This is a genomic window from Bradyrhizobium sp. B025 (assembly GCF_042257955.1).
GTDB lineage: Bacteria > Pseudomonadota > Alphaproteobacteria > Rhizobiales > Xanthobacteraceae > Bradyrhizobium > Bradyrhizobium diazoefficiens.
In genome coordinates this window covers 2,953,604-2,969,565 of sequence record NZ_CP170150.1, presented here as the reverse complement: position 1 = coordinate 2,969,565, position 15,962 = coordinate 2,953,604, and the positions used below count along the sequence as shown (strand labels likewise).

14 protein-coding genes are annotated in these 15,962 nt (G+C 65.6%); 1 reads left to right on the top strand and 13 read right to left on the bottom strand.

Features of this window, described 5'->3' with window-relative positions; all coding sequences use genetic code 11:
- Positions 1–4 precede the first annotated feature (4 nt).
- The 11 genes from ACE10W_RS13600 to hydA all read right to left on the bottom strand — a co-directional run bounded on the left by ACE10W_RS13600 (position 5) and on the right by hydA (position 13,588).
- Positions 5–928 (bottom strand): ABC transporter permease, encoded by a 924-nt coding sequence (locus ACE10W_RS13600; RefSeq protein WP_011086127.1) that lies wholly within the window; start codon positions 926–928, stop codon positions 5–7.
- The gene (locus ACE10W_RS13595) at positions 925–1,866 is read right to left on the bottom strand and encodes an ABC transporter permease (RefSeq protein ID WP_027548944.1); all 942 of its coding nucleotides are present in this window, start codon (positions 1,864–1,866) and stop codon (positions 925–927) included. Before ACE10W_RS13595 ends, ACE10W_RS13600 begins: the two co-directional genes overlap by 4 nt.
- Before the next feature lie 17 nt (positions 1,867–1,883).
- Entirely contained in the window at positions 1,884–3,488 is a 1,605-nt protein-coding gene (locus ACE10W_RS13590; protein ID WP_011086125.1) for an ABC transporter substrate-binding protein, read from the bottom strand.
- A gap of 142 nt (positions 3,489–3,630) precedes the next feature.
- Positions 3,631–5,301, bottom strand: coding sequence for an ABC transporter ATP-binding protein (gene nikE, locus ACE10W_RS13585; RefSeq protein WP_304552121.1), 1,671 nt, complete (start codon positions 5,299–5,301; stop codon positions 3,631–3,633).
- A complete protein-coding gene (locus tag ACE10W_RS13580) occupies positions 5,298–6,146 on the bottom strand; it encodes an ABC transporter permease (RefSeq protein WP_304552120.1) in 849 nt (282 codons plus the stop codon). The genes nikE and ACE10W_RS13580 overlap by 4 nt, the downstream gene beginning before the upstream one ends.
- A complete protein-coding gene (locus tag ACE10W_RS13575; RefSeq protein ID WP_011086122.1) occupies positions 6,143–7,177 on the bottom strand; it encodes an ABC transporter permease in 1,035 nt (344 codons plus the stop codon). Before ACE10W_RS13575 ends, ACE10W_RS13580 begins: the two co-directional genes overlap by 4 nt.
- A gap of 28 nt (positions 7,178–7,205) precedes the next feature.
- Entirely contained in the window at positions 7,206–8,825 is a 1,620-nt protein-coding gene (locus ACE10W_RS13570) for an ABC transporter substrate-binding protein (protein WP_304552119.1), read from the bottom strand.
- Positions 8,826–8,949: 124 nt separating this feature from the next.
- On the bottom strand, positions 8,950–10,380 hold the full coding sequence (locus ACE10W_RS13565; protein ID WP_304552118.1) for an NAD(P)-binding domain-containing protein: 1,431 nt from the start codon (positions 10,378–10,380) through the stop codon (positions 8,950–8,952).
- Positions 10,377–11,126 carry an SDR family oxidoreductase gene (locus tag ACE10W_RS13560; RefSeq protein ID WP_304552117.1) on the bottom strand — a complete coding sequence of 250 codons (750 nt, stop codon included), beginning with the start codon at positions 11,124–11,126 and terminating at the stop codon, positions 10,377–10,379. The genes ACE10W_RS13565 and ACE10W_RS13560 overlap by 4 nt, the downstream gene beginning before the upstream one ends.
- Position 11,127: 1 nt before the next feature.
- Entirely contained in the window at positions 11,128–12,102 is a 975-nt protein-coding gene (locus tag ACE10W_RS13555) for an NAD(P)-dependent oxidoreductase (protein ID WP_304552116.1), read from the bottom strand.
- A gap of 16 nt (positions 12,103–12,118) precedes the next feature.
- Complete coding sequence (gene hydA, locus ACE10W_RS13550; protein ID WP_304552115.1) at positions 12,119–13,588, bottom strand: dihydropyrimidinase; 1,470 nt, start codon at positions 13,586–13,588, stop codon at positions 12,119–12,121.
- A 56-nt stretch (positions 13,589–13,644) separates the two neighbouring features.
- On the opposite strand from hydA, the gene ACE10W_RS13545 reads away from it, so the two are divergent.
- Positions 13,645–14,307 carry an aspartate/glutamate racemase family protein gene (locus ACE10W_RS13545; protein ID WP_304552114.1) on the top strand — a complete coding sequence of 221 codons (663 nt, stop codon included), beginning with the start codon at positions 13,645–13,647 and terminating at the stop codon, positions 14,305–14,307.
- Here the strand turns inward: ACE10W_RS13545 and ACE10W_RS13540 are convergent.
- Together ACE10W_RS13540 and ACE10W_RS13535 are read right to left on the bottom strand one after the other, a co-directional pair.
- Entirely contained in the window at positions 14,304–14,972 is a 669-nt protein-coding gene (locus tag ACE10W_RS13540; RefSeq protein ID WP_304552113.1) for a flavin reductase family protein, read from the bottom strand. The genes ACE10W_RS13545 and ACE10W_RS13540 overlap by 4 nt on opposite strands.
- A 5-nt stretch (positions 14,973–14,977) precedes the next feature.
- Positions 14,978–15,910 carry an N-carbamoyl-D-amino-acid hydrolase gene (locus tag ACE10W_RS13535; protein WP_304552112.1) on the bottom strand — a complete coding sequence of 311 codons (933 nt, stop codon included), beginning with the start codon at positions 15,908–15,910 and terminating at the stop codon, positions 14,978–14,980.
- Between the last annotated feature and the right edge of the window lie 52 nt (positions 15,911–15,962).

The following is a 15,962-nucleotide window of genomic DNA, read 5'->3' as shown; positions in this document are numbered from 1 at the left end:
AACATCAGAGGCTCTTGGCCATGCGCGGATCGAGCGCATCGCGAAGGCCGTCGCCGAGCAGATTCACGGCAAGCACGGTGACGGACAGGAAGGCCGCCGGAAAGAACACGATATAGGGCTTGACCTGCCACAGCGCGCGGCCCTCGGCCATGATGTTGCCCCAGGACGGAATGGTGGGCGGCGTACCCGCACCGATGAAGGACAGGATCGCCTCCGTGATCATGGCGCTGGCGCAGATATAGGTCGCCTGGACCAGCATGGGCGCGAGCGTGTTGGGCAGAATGTGGCGCAGGATGATCATCGGCGTGCGCGTGCCGCAGGCCACCGCCGCGTCCACATAGGGCTGCTCACGCAGCGACAGCACCACGCTGCGGACGAGGCGCGAGACGCGCGGGATCTCGGCGATGGTGATGGCCAGGATGACGTTGCCGACGCTGCCGCGCGTCAAGGCCATCAGCGCGATCGCCAGCAGGATCGGCGGAATCGACATCAAGCCGTCCATGAAGCGCATCAGGATGCCGTCGGCCCAGCGGATGAAGCCGGAGACGATGCCGATGGCAAGGCCCACCGCAGACGCGAACATCGCAACCGACAGGCCGACCGTGAGCGAGACCCGCGCGCCGAAGAGCACGCGCGAATAGATGTCGCGGCCGAGCACGTCGGTGCCGAACCAGTAATCGGCCGACGGCGCGCGTGTGCGCTTGGCGGGCGCGAGCGCGGTCGGATCGACCGTTCCGAGATAAGGTGCGAAGATCGCGATCAGGACCAGCGTCAGCAGCAGCGCACCGCCGATGGCGACCGTCGGATGACCGCGCAGGAAGCCGATGAAGCCGCGCCGGATCTTGACCGGCCGAAGGATCTCCGGCAGTTGCGGCGCGAGGACTAGACCGGCCGGGAGCGATTGCGGGTTGACGGTGGTGTCGGTCAATAGCGGATCCTCGGGTCAACGAGCGTATAGATGACGTCGATCATCAAATTGACGAGGACGTAGACGAAGCTGAACAGCAGCACGATCCCCTGGATGACGGGATAGTCGCGGCGCAGGATCGCATCGATCGTGAGCCGGCCGAGGCCGGGAATCGCAAACACGCTTTCCGTGACGACGGCACCGCCGATCAGGAGCGCGATGCCGATCCCGATCACGGTGACGATCGGCACCGCCGCGTTCTTCAGCGCGTGAACAAACAGGATGCCGCCCTGCCCGAGGCCCTTGGCCCGCGCGGTGCGGATATAGTCCTGCTGCAGCACTTCGAGCATGGTGGCGCGGGTGATGCGCGCGATCAGCGCGATGTAGACACAGCCCAGCGCGACCGCCGGCAAGATCAAGTTCTCCAGCCAGGGCCAAAAGCCCTGGGCAAGCGGCGTGTAGCCCTGCACCGGCAGCCATTCCAGTTCGAGCGCGAAGATGTAGGCAAGCATGTAGCCGACCACGAAGACGGGCAGCGAGAAGCCGAACACGGCAAAGCCCATGATGACGCGGTCGATCAGGCTGCCGGCTTTCCACGCCGCCACCACGCCGAGCGGCACCGCGACCACGATGGTGAGCAGCAGCGTGACGATCATCAGCGACAGCGTCGGTCCGAGACGCTGCCCGATCATCGTCGAGACCGGCAGGTTGGTGAAGATCGAGGTGCCGAGATCGCCGTGCAGGATGCGCCAGACCCAGCTTCCGAACTGGATCAGGAACGGCCGGTCGAGACCGAGGCTCTGGCGGATGCGCTCCACATCCTCCGGGCTCGCCTGATCGCCCGCGATCACCACGGCCGGATCACCCGGCGCGATGTAAAGCAGGCTGAACACGAACAGCGCGACGATTGCCATCACCGGCAAGGTCGCGACGATGCGACGGAGGATGTAGGAGAGCATCTGGCTTCAGCGCGCGATCATGCGGATTTCGACACGCCCCAGAAGAACGGCAGCGGCCCCTTGGTGATGCCGGAGACGTTCTTGCGCCACGCGGTGTAGCTCAGGAAGAAGCCGGTCGGCGCGTAGACGACGTCATCGAGCGCCGCCTTGTTGAGGCGGCCGATGGCGGCTTTCTCCTCATCGAGGTTCTTGGCCTCGAACCAGGACGCGACCTCCTTTTCGGTGCCGGGGCTGGTGGGCCAGCCGAACCAGGCCTTGTCGCCGTTGGCGCGAATGGCGGTGTACGGCGCAGGGTTGATGCAGTCCGCGCCCGCATGCCAGGTGTGGAACATGTTCCAGCCGCCCTGTCCCGGCGGCGTCTTCTGTGCACGGCGCGAGCCGACCGTGCCCCAGTCGGTCGCGACGAAATCGACATTCATGCCGAGCTTCTTGAGGAGGTCCGCGGTCACGTCGCCCTGCGCCTTGGTGATCGGCTGGTCCTGCGCCACGAGGCACGTCACGGGCTGGCCGGAATAACCGCTCTCGGCGAGCAGCTTCTTGGCTGCGTCGAGATCGCGCTTGCCCTTCAGGATCTCGCCGCCCGCCTCGGAATAGAGCGGCGTATCCGGCGTGAAATAGCCGGGCAGCGGCTTCCACAACGCGGTGTCGTCGCCGACGATCGCGCGCATGTAGTCTTCCTGGCTCATTGCCATCAGCACCGCGCGCCGCGCCCGCACGTCGTTGAAGGGCGGATACAGGAAGTTCATGCGGAACGAGCCGACATTGCCGAGGGGATCGCCAATGTCGACGCTGATGTTCTTGTTCTTCTTCAGGACCGGAACGAGGTCGGCGATCGGGCTTTCCCACCAGTCGACCTCGCCGTTCTGCAAGGCGGCGGCCGCGGTCGCCGGATCCGGCATCACGATCCATTCGATGCGGTCAACCATGATCTGCTTGCCGCCGGCCAGCCACGACGCTTTCTCCTGCCGCGGCGCGTAGTCGGCGAACTTCTCGAACACCGCCTTCGCGCCGGGCACCCATTCGCCCTTGGCGAACTTCATCGGCCCGGAGCCGACATAGTCGGTGATCTGCTTGAACGGATCGGTCTGCGCGATGCGCTCCGGCATGATGAAGGCGCACGGCGAGTTGTTCTTGGCCAGCGCGTAGAGCAGCTTCGGGAAGGGCTGCTTGAGCACCCATTTGAAGGTGCGATCGTCGACGGCAGTCAGCTCCTGCTGAAGCGCCTTGATCATCAGCCCCATCGGATCGCGCGCCGACCAGCGCGTAAGGCTCGCGACGACGTCCTTGCTCAGCACCGGCTCGCCGTCATGGAACTTGAGCCCCGGCCGCAATTTGAACGTCCAGGTCGTACCGTCGTCGGTGACTTCCTCGGACTCCACCATCTGACGTTGCGGCTGGAGCGAGGAATCGATGCCGTAAAGCGTGTCCCAGACCAGCGCCGCAGCGTTGCGCACGACATATTGCGTGCCCCAGATCGGATCGAAATTGGCGAGATTGGCCTGCGGCACGAAGCGCAGGGTGCGCGCCGCGGCACCCTGGGCGATCGCCGGGGCCGAAAGGCCGCCCGTCAATGCCAGGCCGCTTGCGCCAGCCAGTCCCTTCAATACGGTCCTGCGATCCATGAAGTCCTCCCAGTAATGCCGTGATGCCGGCCAATCATTGGCCAAGAGCAGTGAAACCGAAGCCCATTGGCGTGCAAATGGTATGCCAGTAACCAGGCCTTCGCCAGCGGGATCTCATCGTGACTTTGGGTCGATCGAGACCTCAAAGCGCCGCCGCCAGCGTCGGCCCGGTCTCGATATGCGGGATCGCCTCGACCAGCTTGCGCGTGTAGTCGGTCTTCGGATTGTCGAACAGCGCCCGACTCTCGCCCTGTTCGACGATGCCGCCATTGCGCAGCACGATGGTGCGATCGCAGAGCATGCGCACCACGTTGAGATCGTGGCTGACGAACAGCAGCGCGATGTCGTTCTCGCGGCGCAAGCGATCGAGCAATTGCAGCACCACCGCCTGCACGGAGACGTCGAGCGCGGCGGTCGGCTCGTCCAGCACCAGAAGCCGGGGCCGGCAGGCGATGGCGCGGGCGATGCCGACGCGGGCCTTCTGGCCGCCGGAGAGCTGGTGCGGGAAGCGCGGCAAGAGATCGAGCGGCAGCCCCACGCGCTCCGCGCATTCCTCGACCCGCGCGCGCAGCGCGTCGCCCGCCCGCATGCCGTCGAGCCGCATCAGGGGATGGGCGATGCAGTCGAAGGCGGTAAAGCGCGGGTTGAGGCTCTCGTTCGGGTCCTGGAAGACCATCTGAATGTCCTTGCGCAAGGACGAGCGGTGAAAATCACGCGACGCCACATGACCGATCGACTGCCCGTCGAACACGATGTCGCCTTCGCTCGGATCGATCAGGCGGCAGATCATCCGCGACGTCGTGCTCTTGCCCGAGCCGGACTCGCCGACGAGACCGACGCTCTCGCCGCCGGCCATCGTCATCGAGAAGTCCGCGACCGCCGCAGAGCCCTGGTCGAAACGTTTCGCAAGCTTCCGCACTTCCAGCAGCGGCGGCGTACCGTGCGCGGGCTCCTGCCTGGGCATGTTGACAACCGCGGCGTAGCCTTCCCGCTCCTCCTCCGTCACGAGATCCTCGATCCGGGACGTCGCGGTCGGCGATGCCGCAACGAGGCGCCTGGTGTAGGCGTGCTGCGGCGTGGTGAAGAGAGTCCTGGGACTGGCCTCCTCGACGATGCGTCCGCGCTCCATCACCGCGATGCGGCGGCAGTAGCGCGCCGCGAGCCCGAGATCGTGCGTGATCAGGATCGTCGCCATGCCGCGCGCGGCGGCGATGTCCGCCAGAAGATCCATCACCACCTTCTGCGTGGTGACGTCGAGGCCGGTGGTCGGCTCGTCGGCAATCAGCAGTGCGGGATTGCAGGAGATCGCGATCGCGATCATCACGCGCTGGCACATGCCGCCGGAGAGCTCGTGCGGATAGGCGTTCATCCGCGCCTCGGGGTCGCGGATCTGGACCGCGCGCAGCAGCTCCAGCGCCTCGGCGCGCGCGGCGTCCTTCGAGACGCGCTTGTGGGTGAGGATCGCGTCTGCGATCTGCAAGCCGATCGCCCGGATCGGATTGAGCGCCGCACGCGGGTTCTGGAAGATCATGGACATGGCGGCGCCCTGGAGCTGACGGAGATCGTCGCCCCGGAGTTTTGTCACGTCCTGCCCGCGAAACAGGATCTTGCCGCCGGTGACGCGGCCGGCCGCATCGAGCAGCCTTGTCGTTGCGAACCCCGTAACCGACTTGCCCGAGCCGCTCTCGCCGACGAGGCCGAGCATCTCGCCGGCTTCGACGGTGAGCGTGACCCCGCGCACGGCCTCGACCATGCCGCGCCGCGTCGAGAACGAGACGTGGAGGTCGTCGATCCTGAGCAGTTCCTTGCTCATGTGCGCATGCGGGGATCGAGAATGTCCCGCATCCCGTCACCGAGGAGATTGAAGCAGAGCACGGCCAGCATCAGCGCAAGGCCGGGGAAGGCCACCAGCCACCACCGTCCGGTCGAGATGAAGCGCGCCCCCTCCGCGACCATGATCCCCCATTCCGGCGTCGGCGGCTTGACGCCAAGGCCGATGAAGGACAGGCCCGCCGCATTCAGAATGGCCCAGCCGAGGTTGAGCGAGATCTGCACCGCCATCGCCGGCAGGATGTTCGGCAGCAAAAAGCGCAGCACCACCGAAAAGTGGCTCTCGCCGCAGGCGCGCGCGGCTTCCACCCAGCCGACATTGCGCCGGACGTTGACCTCGGCCCGCGCGAAACGGATGTAGAAGGGAAGATTGATGATCGCGGTCGCGATCACGATGTTCTCGATCCGGTTGCCGAGGGCTGCGACCATGGCCATCGCCAGCACGAACAGCGGAAAGGCCATCATCACGTCGACGAAGCGGCCGACGCCGCGGTCGAGCCTGCCGCCGGCATAACCGCAGAACGCGCCGACGACGGCGCCGATGATGAAGGAAATGCCGACCGCGGAGACGGCGATGGCGAGATCGAGCCGCGCGGCGATGATGAGACGGCTGAAGACGTCGCGCCCGAGCTGGTCGGTGCCGGCGATGTGCGCCGCGCTTGGCGGCAGCAGCGCTTCCGAGACATTGGAGACCACGGGATCATAGGGCACGATCCAGGGGCCGAAGATCGCGAGGAGGACGAACAGAAGGACGCCGGCCGCGGCGACGGCCGTAAGCGGATTGCCGCGCAGGATCCAGACCGAATGGCGGAGGGTTGCGCTGGTCATTCGATCGACACCCTGGGATCGGCGATGCCGTAGCAGACATCGACCACGAGATTGACCAGCACAAAGAGGCTGGCCATCAGGAGCACGAAGCCCTGCACCGGCGCATAGTCGGAGGACAAGAGCGCATCGAGCGCGTAGGAAGCAACGCCCGGCCAGGAGAACACCTTCTCCACCAGGACATTGGCGCCCAGCATGGTCGAGAATACGATGCCGGCGATGGTGATGACGGGCAGGATCGCGTTGCGCAGCGCATAGGTAACGACGACCTTGCGCCAGGACAGCCCGACGGAGCGCGCGGTGCGCACGAAATCGCTGCCGAGCGAGACCAGCATCGAGGCGCGCGTGATCCGCGCCAGCGGCGCGATCACGAACAGGGCCATGCTCACCGCCGGCAGGACCAGCTGCTTGCAGGCCGCCCACCAGCCCTCAAAGTCGCCGGCGAGCAGGAAATCGATCGACAGGAAGCCGGTGCGCTGCGGCGGCAGCGAGGTGAAGACGTCGATCCGGCCGGTTGGATCAGGCGCGAGCCCGAGCAGGTAGTAGAAGACGTAGATCAGCAGCAGGCCCGACACGAAGGTCGGCACGCAGACCCCGAGCGCGCAGAACAGCCGCACGCCGTGATCGACGATCGATCCCGGCCGCAGCGCCGCGGCCACGCCGAGCGGCACCGCCGCGATCAGCGCGATCAGCAGTGCCGTGAAGGTGAGCTCGAGCGAGGCCGGCAGCCGCTCGCGCAGATCCTTCAGCACCGGCTGCCCGGTCATCATGGAGCGGCCGAGATTGCCGTGGCCGATGTCTGAGAGGTAGAACACGAGCTGCTCCGGCACCGACCTGTTGAGCCCCATCTGCTTGCGGATCTGCTCGATCTCCTCCTTGCCGGCGTTGGGCCCCGAGGCAAAGAACACCGCGGGGTCGCCGGGTAGAACGCGCATCAGAAGAAAGGTGAAGACCAGCACACCGAACAGCGCCGGCAGCGACGACAGAAGCCGCCTGCCCGCCCGGATCATCGTTGCGCCAAGACCGGTCATCACCTTTCAGAGCCCCTCTCGCTTGCCGATCTCACTTGCGGCTGACGTCGCGATAATCCACCTGGCGGTGGAACTCGTAGGTATAGCCCTCGATCGACGACGCCATCACCGCGTCCTGGTTCGGCTGCCACAGCGGGATCTGCGGCATCTCGCTGAAATGGATCGCGTTGAGCTTGCGGCCGTCGTCCTCGTACTTGGCCTTGTCCGGCTCGAAGCGGGCTTCCTGCGCGATCGCGGCGAGCTCGGGATTGTTGATGGAGCTGTAGTTCCAGCGCTGATTGCCGGTATAAAAGTTGCGGTAGAAGTAGTCGGTCGACGGCAGCCAGGCGACGATGCCTTCGGTGAAGAACGGCAGCTTCTTCTCGTTGATCTGCGTCGACATCTGCGCATCCGGCAGCTTCTGAATGTCGACCTTGATCCCGATCTTCGCAAGCGATTCCTTCACCAGCGACGCCATCGGCTCGGCCGTCGAGGCCTGGCCGACGTTGAAGCTGAAGGTGGTCGCAAATCCTTCGGGAAGGCCGGCGGCCTTGAGATATTCGCGGGCCTTGTCGAGATCGGTCTTCACCGGTGCCTGGAACGGATAGATGCCGTTCACAGGCTTGCCGTCCGGCCAGCTCGCGCCGAACAGCGGCGCGCCGCGGCCGAACAGCGCGGCCTTGAACATGTCGTCATACGGCAGCGCGAAGGCGATGGCGCGGCGGACATTGACGTTGTCGAAGGGCGGGATCTGGTTGTTCATCGAGACGAAGGTGATCGCATTGTACTGCGGCGTCGAGATCACCTTGAGCTTGCCCTTGGCCTCGAGCGACTGCACGTCGCTCGCCTGGAGATCGACGACGATGTCGGCATCGCCGCGCTCGACCAGGTTGGCGCGGGTCGCCGGTTCCGGCACCGACTGCACGATCACACGCTTGAAGAAGGCGGGCTTGTTGGCCGAGCCGCGGTTCCAGGATTCGTCACGCTTGAGGATCACCTGCTCACCCGGCTTGAAAGTCTCGACCACGTAGGCACCGCTGCCGGCGGTGTGCTCCTTCAGCCAGGCGGTCGCCCAGGGATCATCCGCGGTCGCGTGCTCCTTGGCGACCTTCGAGTTGATGATCATGGGATAGACGGTCGCCAAATTCGGCAGCGCGAGCTTGTCGGGCTTTGGCAGCGTCACCTCGATGGTGAGGGGATCGATCACCTTGAACTGATCGGCCGACGTCAACGAACCGGTCAGGAGCTGCGCCTTGCCGAGGATCGGCGCGGTGACGCAGCGATCGAGCGACCATTTCACGTCCTCTGCGGTCACGGGCGAGCCGTCCTGAAACTTGGCGTCCTTGCGCAGGCGGAAGGTGAGCTTCAGCCCGTCGGGACTGACGTCGTAGGATTCGGCGAGCTCGCCGGTGATCGTGTCGAGATCGAACACCCATTTGCCGTTGAGCTGCTTGCGACCGAACGCCACCAGCCGGTCGTAGGTGCTCATGCTCAGCGCGAAGGACTCGCGCGTCGAGCCGGGGATGTTGGGATCGAGCGTGTTGACGGATGCGCCCGTCACATAGCGCAGCGTTTCCGCCCTGGTTTGGGCCTGCGAAGGCGCGTTCGCGATGAGCAGAAGCGCAACGGTGGCGAGCATCGAGGACGCCGGCCTGAAAGACACAAAACGCATTCGTTTTTCCCTGAATTTCGACAAGAACGCCAGCAAGGCAGGTTAAGAAACAAGCAAGTTGCGCGCCAGTCTCACGGGTCGCGCGTGGGGACGCTTCGTCGCGGCGGCGCATGGATGATCATCGCTATTCCCCCGTCTTTCGCGCCGGCCGCGTGACCACGGCCTGCGGCACGTCATAGGCGCTGAGCGACGCCCAGTGCCGCGCGATATCGGCGCGAAACAGGCCGCGCGTCAGGCCGTGGACCAGCTTCGGGACGGCGGTCGTCATCGCGTTGATCGACGATCCCGACGGACCGAAGCTCATGGTGGAGGCGATGGCGAAGAGATGGATGTCGGAAATCCAGGGCGTCTCGCCCGGCACGCGCTCGGTGAAGGCGTAATCGTCGGCGAGATAGGGAAAGCGGCCGAGCCGTTCGTTGCGCTCGCTCGAAGGCGGCTGATAGCGGTCGGCCCAGGTCGCGATGTTGCCGGCGAATGCAGCGAGCTCGCCGCGCCCTGCAAAGCTCATGTCGATGCCGGTACCGCAGATGACGAAATCCGCCGGGATGGCGCCGCGCGGCGTCTGCAATTCGATGCCTTTGCCCGTCTCCCGGGCCGCCTCGACCGGCGCGCCCTCGTGCAGTGTGAAATTGGCATGACGCGCGCAGCGGTCGTAGGTTGGCTGCGGAAAGCCTTCCCGCATTTCAAGGATGGTGCGCATGAAGCGCCAGCGCCAGGCATCGTCGAGATCGCTGAGATGACGCAGGAAGCCGCGAAAGGTCAGCCACCGATAGGGCTGGATCACCTGGATCTGCGTACGGCGGCACAGCAGATGCACCTCGGCGGCGCCAGCCTCCAGCGCAGTGGCCGCATTGTCGAAGGCGGATGCGCCGGCGCCGATCACGGCGACGCGCTTGCCGCGCAGCTTTTCAAAGTCGATGTCGTCGGCGACGGTCGCGACCGAGCTTGACGGCAGATGGCGGAGCGGTTCCGGGATCATCCAGCCGCCCATCCCCTCCTGCCCCGTCGCCAGCACGATCTTGCGGGCATAGAGCGTCTCGATGCCGCCGGCACGCTTCACGCGCGCGGTGAGCAAGCCGTCAGACGCAGGCGCGATCTCCAGGAGTTCGCAAGCGTTGCGCACCGGCAAGCCGACCGTGCGGCGCAGCCACAGCAGATACTCGGCCCAATGGCCGCGTTCGATCAGGCCGAGTTCTTGCCAGCTCTGCTTGCCAAAGCGGGCTTCGTGCCAGGACTGGTAGGTCAGGCTCGGAATGTCGAGATCGGGACCGGTGTAGTCCTTCGGGCTGCGCAGCGTCGGCATGCGGGCATAAGTGAGCCACGGGCCCTCCTTCCCCTCCTCGGCCTTGTCGAGCAGCAGGATGTTGCTGACGCGGGAGCGCATGAGGCCGAAGCCGATGGCGATGCCGGATTGGCCGGCACCGACGACGAGCACGTCCAGTGCCGGTTCGCCATCAGGCCCGATCTTCGGCTCAAGCCATGCCGCGCCGGGATGCGCGATCATACCGAGATCGGCGCGAACATCCGCTTCGAGCTCTGTGAGCGCGTCGGTCATGCCGCGAGCCAGCCTCCGTCAACCACCATCACGGTGCCCGTCGTGAACGAGGACGCATCGCTGGCGAGATGCAGCGCCGTCTGCGCGATCTCGTCTGCGTGGCCGAACCGCTTCATGGCGTGGCGGTTGCGGGAGGCTTCGCGCACCTCGTCCGAATTGGCGTGACGGGCGAAGCTGCGGCGGAGCATTGGCGTGTCGATCGCGCCGGGCGCGATGGCGTTGACGCGAATGCCGTCGGTGGCGAAATCCACCGCCATCGTCCGCGTGAGACTCACGATCGCGCCCTTGGCGGCGATATAGGCGCTGTTGCCCTTGCCGCCGGCGATGGCGAGCTGCGATGCCAGCGTGATGATCGAGCCGCTCTGCTGCCGCTGCATGTGAGGCACCGCGGCCCGCGCCCACAGCCAGGTGCCGCCGACATTGGCGCGGAACACCGCGTCCCAGTCGTCCGGGCTCGTCGTCAGCACCGTGCCGCCGCAGGAGAAGCCGGCAGCGGTCATGAGGATATCGAGCCGGCCGTGGCGCGCCACGACATCGCCGACAACAGTCTCGGCCAATGCGGCATCGCCGACGTCCCCGACATGCGCCGTTGCCTCGCTCACGAGGCCGAGCGTTTCCTGAAGACCCGCGGCATCGCGATCGACCAGCGCGAGACGCGCGCCCTCCGCCGCGAACAGCTTTGCGCTGGCCCGGCCGATGCCCGAGCCCGCTCCGGTGATGATGGCCGTGCGCCCCTGCAGCCGCATGTCAGATCCCTTCCTTGTGCTGCATCCACCAGGCGCTCATCGCTGCGGCCGACTCCACGCAGCCGAACCGGGCGCGCCAGCCGAACTCATCGGCCATCCGCTTGACCGACATCGGCGCACGATCCCCGCCGTGGAGCTTGATGAAGGTCTTCTCTCCGGGTGACGCGAGCCGGCACTCCAGCCCGGGATGAAGGGCTGCGAACGCCTCACCCCATTGCAGCGCGGACCAGGCTGCGCCGCTTGAGATGTTGTAGAGCCGGTGGCGTGGCCGCTCGGCTTCGATCAGCACCGCCACCGCTTCGGCGGCGTCGGGCGCGTAGGTCCAATCCTTGATGCCTGGCGCAGGGAGAAGGGCCGGTTCGCCGCGGGCGAACGCAGCAAGGATCTGGAACTGGAGGCTGGGCGTATCGCGCACCTTCCCGATCCGCTCCCACGGACCGAACACGGCGCTTAACCGCACACTCAGAAAATCGCCTCCCCACAACTCGGCAAGCCGCGCCACTGATCTCTCTGACGTGAATTTGCTGATCGCGTAAAATGAGACGGGATCGCACGGCGTCTCCTCGTCCAGTACCGGATAGCGTTGCCCCGCGGCACCATAGGCGGACGCAGAGGAGAGATTGATCACGCGCCGAACGCCACGGCGGATCGCAGCGCTCAGGATCGGCATCTGAGCCATCACATTGATCTCGAGGATGCTCGAGGTCGTGGTCCGCTCGAGCTGGTCCCCGGCGGTTATGGCAGCGCCAAGGATGATCGCATCAAAGCCTTGCTTTACCAGCGCGTCGATCCTCTCGATGTCCGTGATCTCGCCCTGAATAATCGAGAGCCGCTCCCGGTGGTCAGCAAAGAACCGCTCCGCGCCAGCCGGAAGTTGCTTACGATCATACAGCGTCACGTCATGGCCGCGCGCAAGCAGCACCTCGGCAACATTGAGGCCGACAAAGCCGGTGCCGCCGAAGATGATGATCTTCATCGCACGCAATCCACCGTCACAGCAGCTTCGCCCCGAAATTCCGTTCCGGATCCATGTCCGCGACCAGCCGACCCGTCGGCTTCGCCGCCTCGCCGCCGCTGCGCGCCAGGAACTTTCCGCTGCCGGCGCTCGCGAGACATTTATTGCCCTCGACGATCACGCGGCCGCGCGAGAGCACCGACACCGGCCAGCCCTTCAGCTTCCGCCCGGCAAACGGCGTGTAACCGGCGAGGTCGTGCATCATCTCGTCGGCGATCACGGTCTCGCGATTGGGATCCCAGATCGCGATATCGGCGTCGGCGCCGACCGCGATCGAGCCCTTGCGCGGATGCAGATTGTAGATTTTTGCCGGCGCGGTCGAAGTCAGCTCCACGAACTTTTCGAGGCCCAGACGTCCCTTCGACACCATCGCGTCGAACAAGAGCGGCAGCCGCAGCTCCAGCCCCGGCAGGCCGTTGGCGACCTGCTTGAAGTTGGGATTGGGGCCGGCACGCAGCTTGCCGGTCTCGTCAAAGCGATACGGCGCGTGATCCGACGAGATGGTCTGGAGATCGCCGAGCGACAGCGCCTGCCACAGCGCCTCCTGGTCGGCATGCGTGCGCGGCGGCGGGCTGCACATCCATTTGGCGCCGTCCGCGCCGGGCTTGTCGAGATCGGCAGCCGTCAGGAACAGATATTGCGGACAGGTCTCGGCAAAGACCTTGAGCCCCTGCCCGCGCGAGTCCCTGATGACCTTGGCGCCTTCGGCGGTCGAGACATGGAAGATCATGATCGGCTGGTCGATCAGCGCCGCCATGCCGATCAGCCGGGTGAAGGCCTCGGCCTCCGACACGCGGGCGTGGCTGACGGCGTGGTATTTCGGCAGCGTGTAGCCGCGCGCGAGCAGGCGCTTCACCATCCAGGCGATGATGCCGTGGTTTTCGGCGTGCGCGCACAGCATCGCGCCGGACTGGCGCGCCGCAAGCAGGATGTCCAGCAGCGGCTCGTCGTCGACCTTGAGCCGGTCGTAGGTCATGAAAATCTTGATCGAGGCATGGCCCTGCTTCACCAGCGCCGAGATGTGCTCCTCGACCGTCTCCCTGGTCGCGTCCGCAATGATCATGTGGAAGGCGTAGTCGATCACGGCGCCCTTCTTCGCCAGCGCGTGATAGTCCTCGACCACCTGCGGCAGCTTCATGCCGACATGCTGGGCGGCGAACGGGATCACCGTGGTGGTGCCGCCGAACGCGGCGGAGATGGTCGCGCTCTCGAACGTATCTGCATTCATGATGCCGGCTGCGGACAATTGCTCGATATGGGCGTGGCTGTCGACGCCGCCCGGCAGCACCAGCTTGCCGCGCGCGTCGATCTCGCGCTTGGCGGCCGGAAGGCCGCGGCCGACGGCTGCGATGGTTTCGCCGGAGATGGCGACGTCGGCCTCGAAGACGTCAGTCGTGGTCGCGACGCGGCCGCCGCGGATGATCAGGTCGTAGGTGGGTTCAGTCATGAGGCACTCCGTGATAGGCTCAACGCACGTGATCGCAATTTCTTGGAAAGACCATCATGCCCCGGCCGCGCATTCTCGTCATCAATCCGAACTCCAATCCCACCGTCACGCAGGGGCTGGAGGATGCCTTGAGGCCGCTCGATTTCGAGGGCGGACCGGAAGTAATTTGCCGGACGCTGGCGGAAGGTCCGTTCGGCATTGAAAGCCAGGCCGACGTCGACAGCGTCGCGATGCCGCTGCGCCGGCTGGTCGAAAGCGACAACAGCTCCGCCGCCTTCGTCATCGCCTGCTACAGCGATCCCGGGCTTCAGGTCTGCCGCGAGGGCACCAACCGCCCGGTGTTCGGCATCGCCGAGTGCGGCGTGCTGACGGCGCTGGCGCGCGCCGAAACCTTTGGCGTCATCGCCATCGCCCAGCGCTCGATCCCGCGGCACATGCGCTATCTCAGGCAGATGGGATTGACCGACCGCCTCGCCGGCGAACGGCCGCTCAACATGAGCGTTGCGGAAACCGCCTCGGGCGAAGGCACGCTGGCCAAGATGATCGACATCGGCCGCGCGCTGCGCGACGAGGACGGCGCCCGCGCCATCGTGATGGGCTGCGCCGGCATGGCGCGCCATCGCCGCTCGCTGGAAGACGCCCTTCGTATTCCCGTGATCGACCCGACACAGGCGGCCGTCACCATGGCGCTGGGTACGGTGCAGTTCTCGGCTCACTAGGCGTCCTTCAGCTCTTTGGCGTCCTGCCGCGCGAGCCATTGCGCGTGGCTCTCGCGGACGAGCGCGAACGTGCCCCGCTGCGTGGTGTAAAGATTGCCGAACATGCGGCCGATCGGCCGGTAGGCGTCGAGATCGACATACATGTTGGCCTCATCGACGAGGCCCTCGCGGGCGTGAACCCTGAGCACCTCGCCGACCAGTAGCTCGCGATCCGGCGAGAAATTCAGCACGACATGGCGCCGGCATTCCAACGCAAAGGGCGCCGCCGCGAGGCGCGGCACCTTCACGTCGACCGAGGGCAGCGTGGCAAGCCCCGTCGCCGCAACCTCACTGTCACCGGACGGAAAATCGACCGCGCAGTCGTTCATTGCCCCCGACAGCGCCTCATCCACCATGTGAACCACGAACTCGCCGTCGCGATGGATGTTGCGGGTCGTGTCCTTCGGCGAGTGATCCGGCTTGTGCTGGAGCCCGAGCACGATCAGCGCGGGACTCTCGGAGAAGACATTGAAGAAGCTGAACGGCGCGGCATTGACCGCCCCGTTCTCGTCCAGCGTCGTCACCAGCGCGATCGGCCGCGGCACCACCACGCCGCAGAGCAGCTTGTAGCGGTCGCGCGGATCGAGCTCGGCTAAGGGAATGCCTGATGTGCCCTTGTCGGCCATCGGCGTCACTTTTCCGGCGGCGGCACCGCGCCGGTTTGGCTGGTGATCAGGCCGTAATGCTCGATGCGGCGATGCCGCGCGAAATCGAAGATCGTGGTCTTGCCGAAGGTGGTGGCATCGAGGTCGCAGGCGTGAACCAGAACCTCGTCGTCCTCAGTCCTGGCCTCGGCGACGATCTCGCCGTTGGGGTCGACGATCAGGCTGCCGCCAAACAGCGGGTGGCCATCCTCATTGCCGGCCTTGGCCACTCCGACGACCCAGGTTGCATTCTGATAGGCGCCGGCCTGCACGGAGAGGCGATTGTGAAACAGGCGCTTCTCGACGCCCTCCTCGCTCTTCTCCGCATTGACGGACGGCGTGTTGTAGCCGATCAGCACCATCTCGACGCCCTGCAAGCCCATGACGCGATAGGTCTCGGGCCAGCGCCGGTCGTTGCAGATGGCCATGCCGATGATGCCGCCCAGCTCGCGCCAGACCTTGAAGCCGAGGTCACCCGGCTCGAAATAGCGCTTCTCGAGGTGCTGGTGCGAACGCTTGGTGTCGTATTCCACATGGCCCGGCAGATGGATCTTGCGATATTTGCCGACGATCCTGCCGGACTTGTCGGTGAGGATGGCGGTATTGAAGTGATGGCCGTCCGGCGTCAGCTCCGCATAGCCGAAATTCATCGCCATCTGATGCTGCGCCGCGCGCTCGAACAGCGGTTTCGTCGCCGCACTCGGCATCTCGCGCTCGAACCAGTTGTCGAACTCGGCCCGGTCCTCCACGTACCAGCGCGGAAAAAACGTCGTCAGCGCCAGCTCCGGATAGACGATCAGGTCGGCGCCTTTTGCTTTCGCCTCGTCCATCAGCGCGATCATGCGCTTGACCACGGCCTCGCGGCTGTCGGCTTTCTGAATCGGGCCCATCTGGGCGGCGGCAACATTGACAATACGCATAAGCGGGTTCCTGGTGACCTCTTGGACGAAGCTGAACATCGCAGCCTCAACG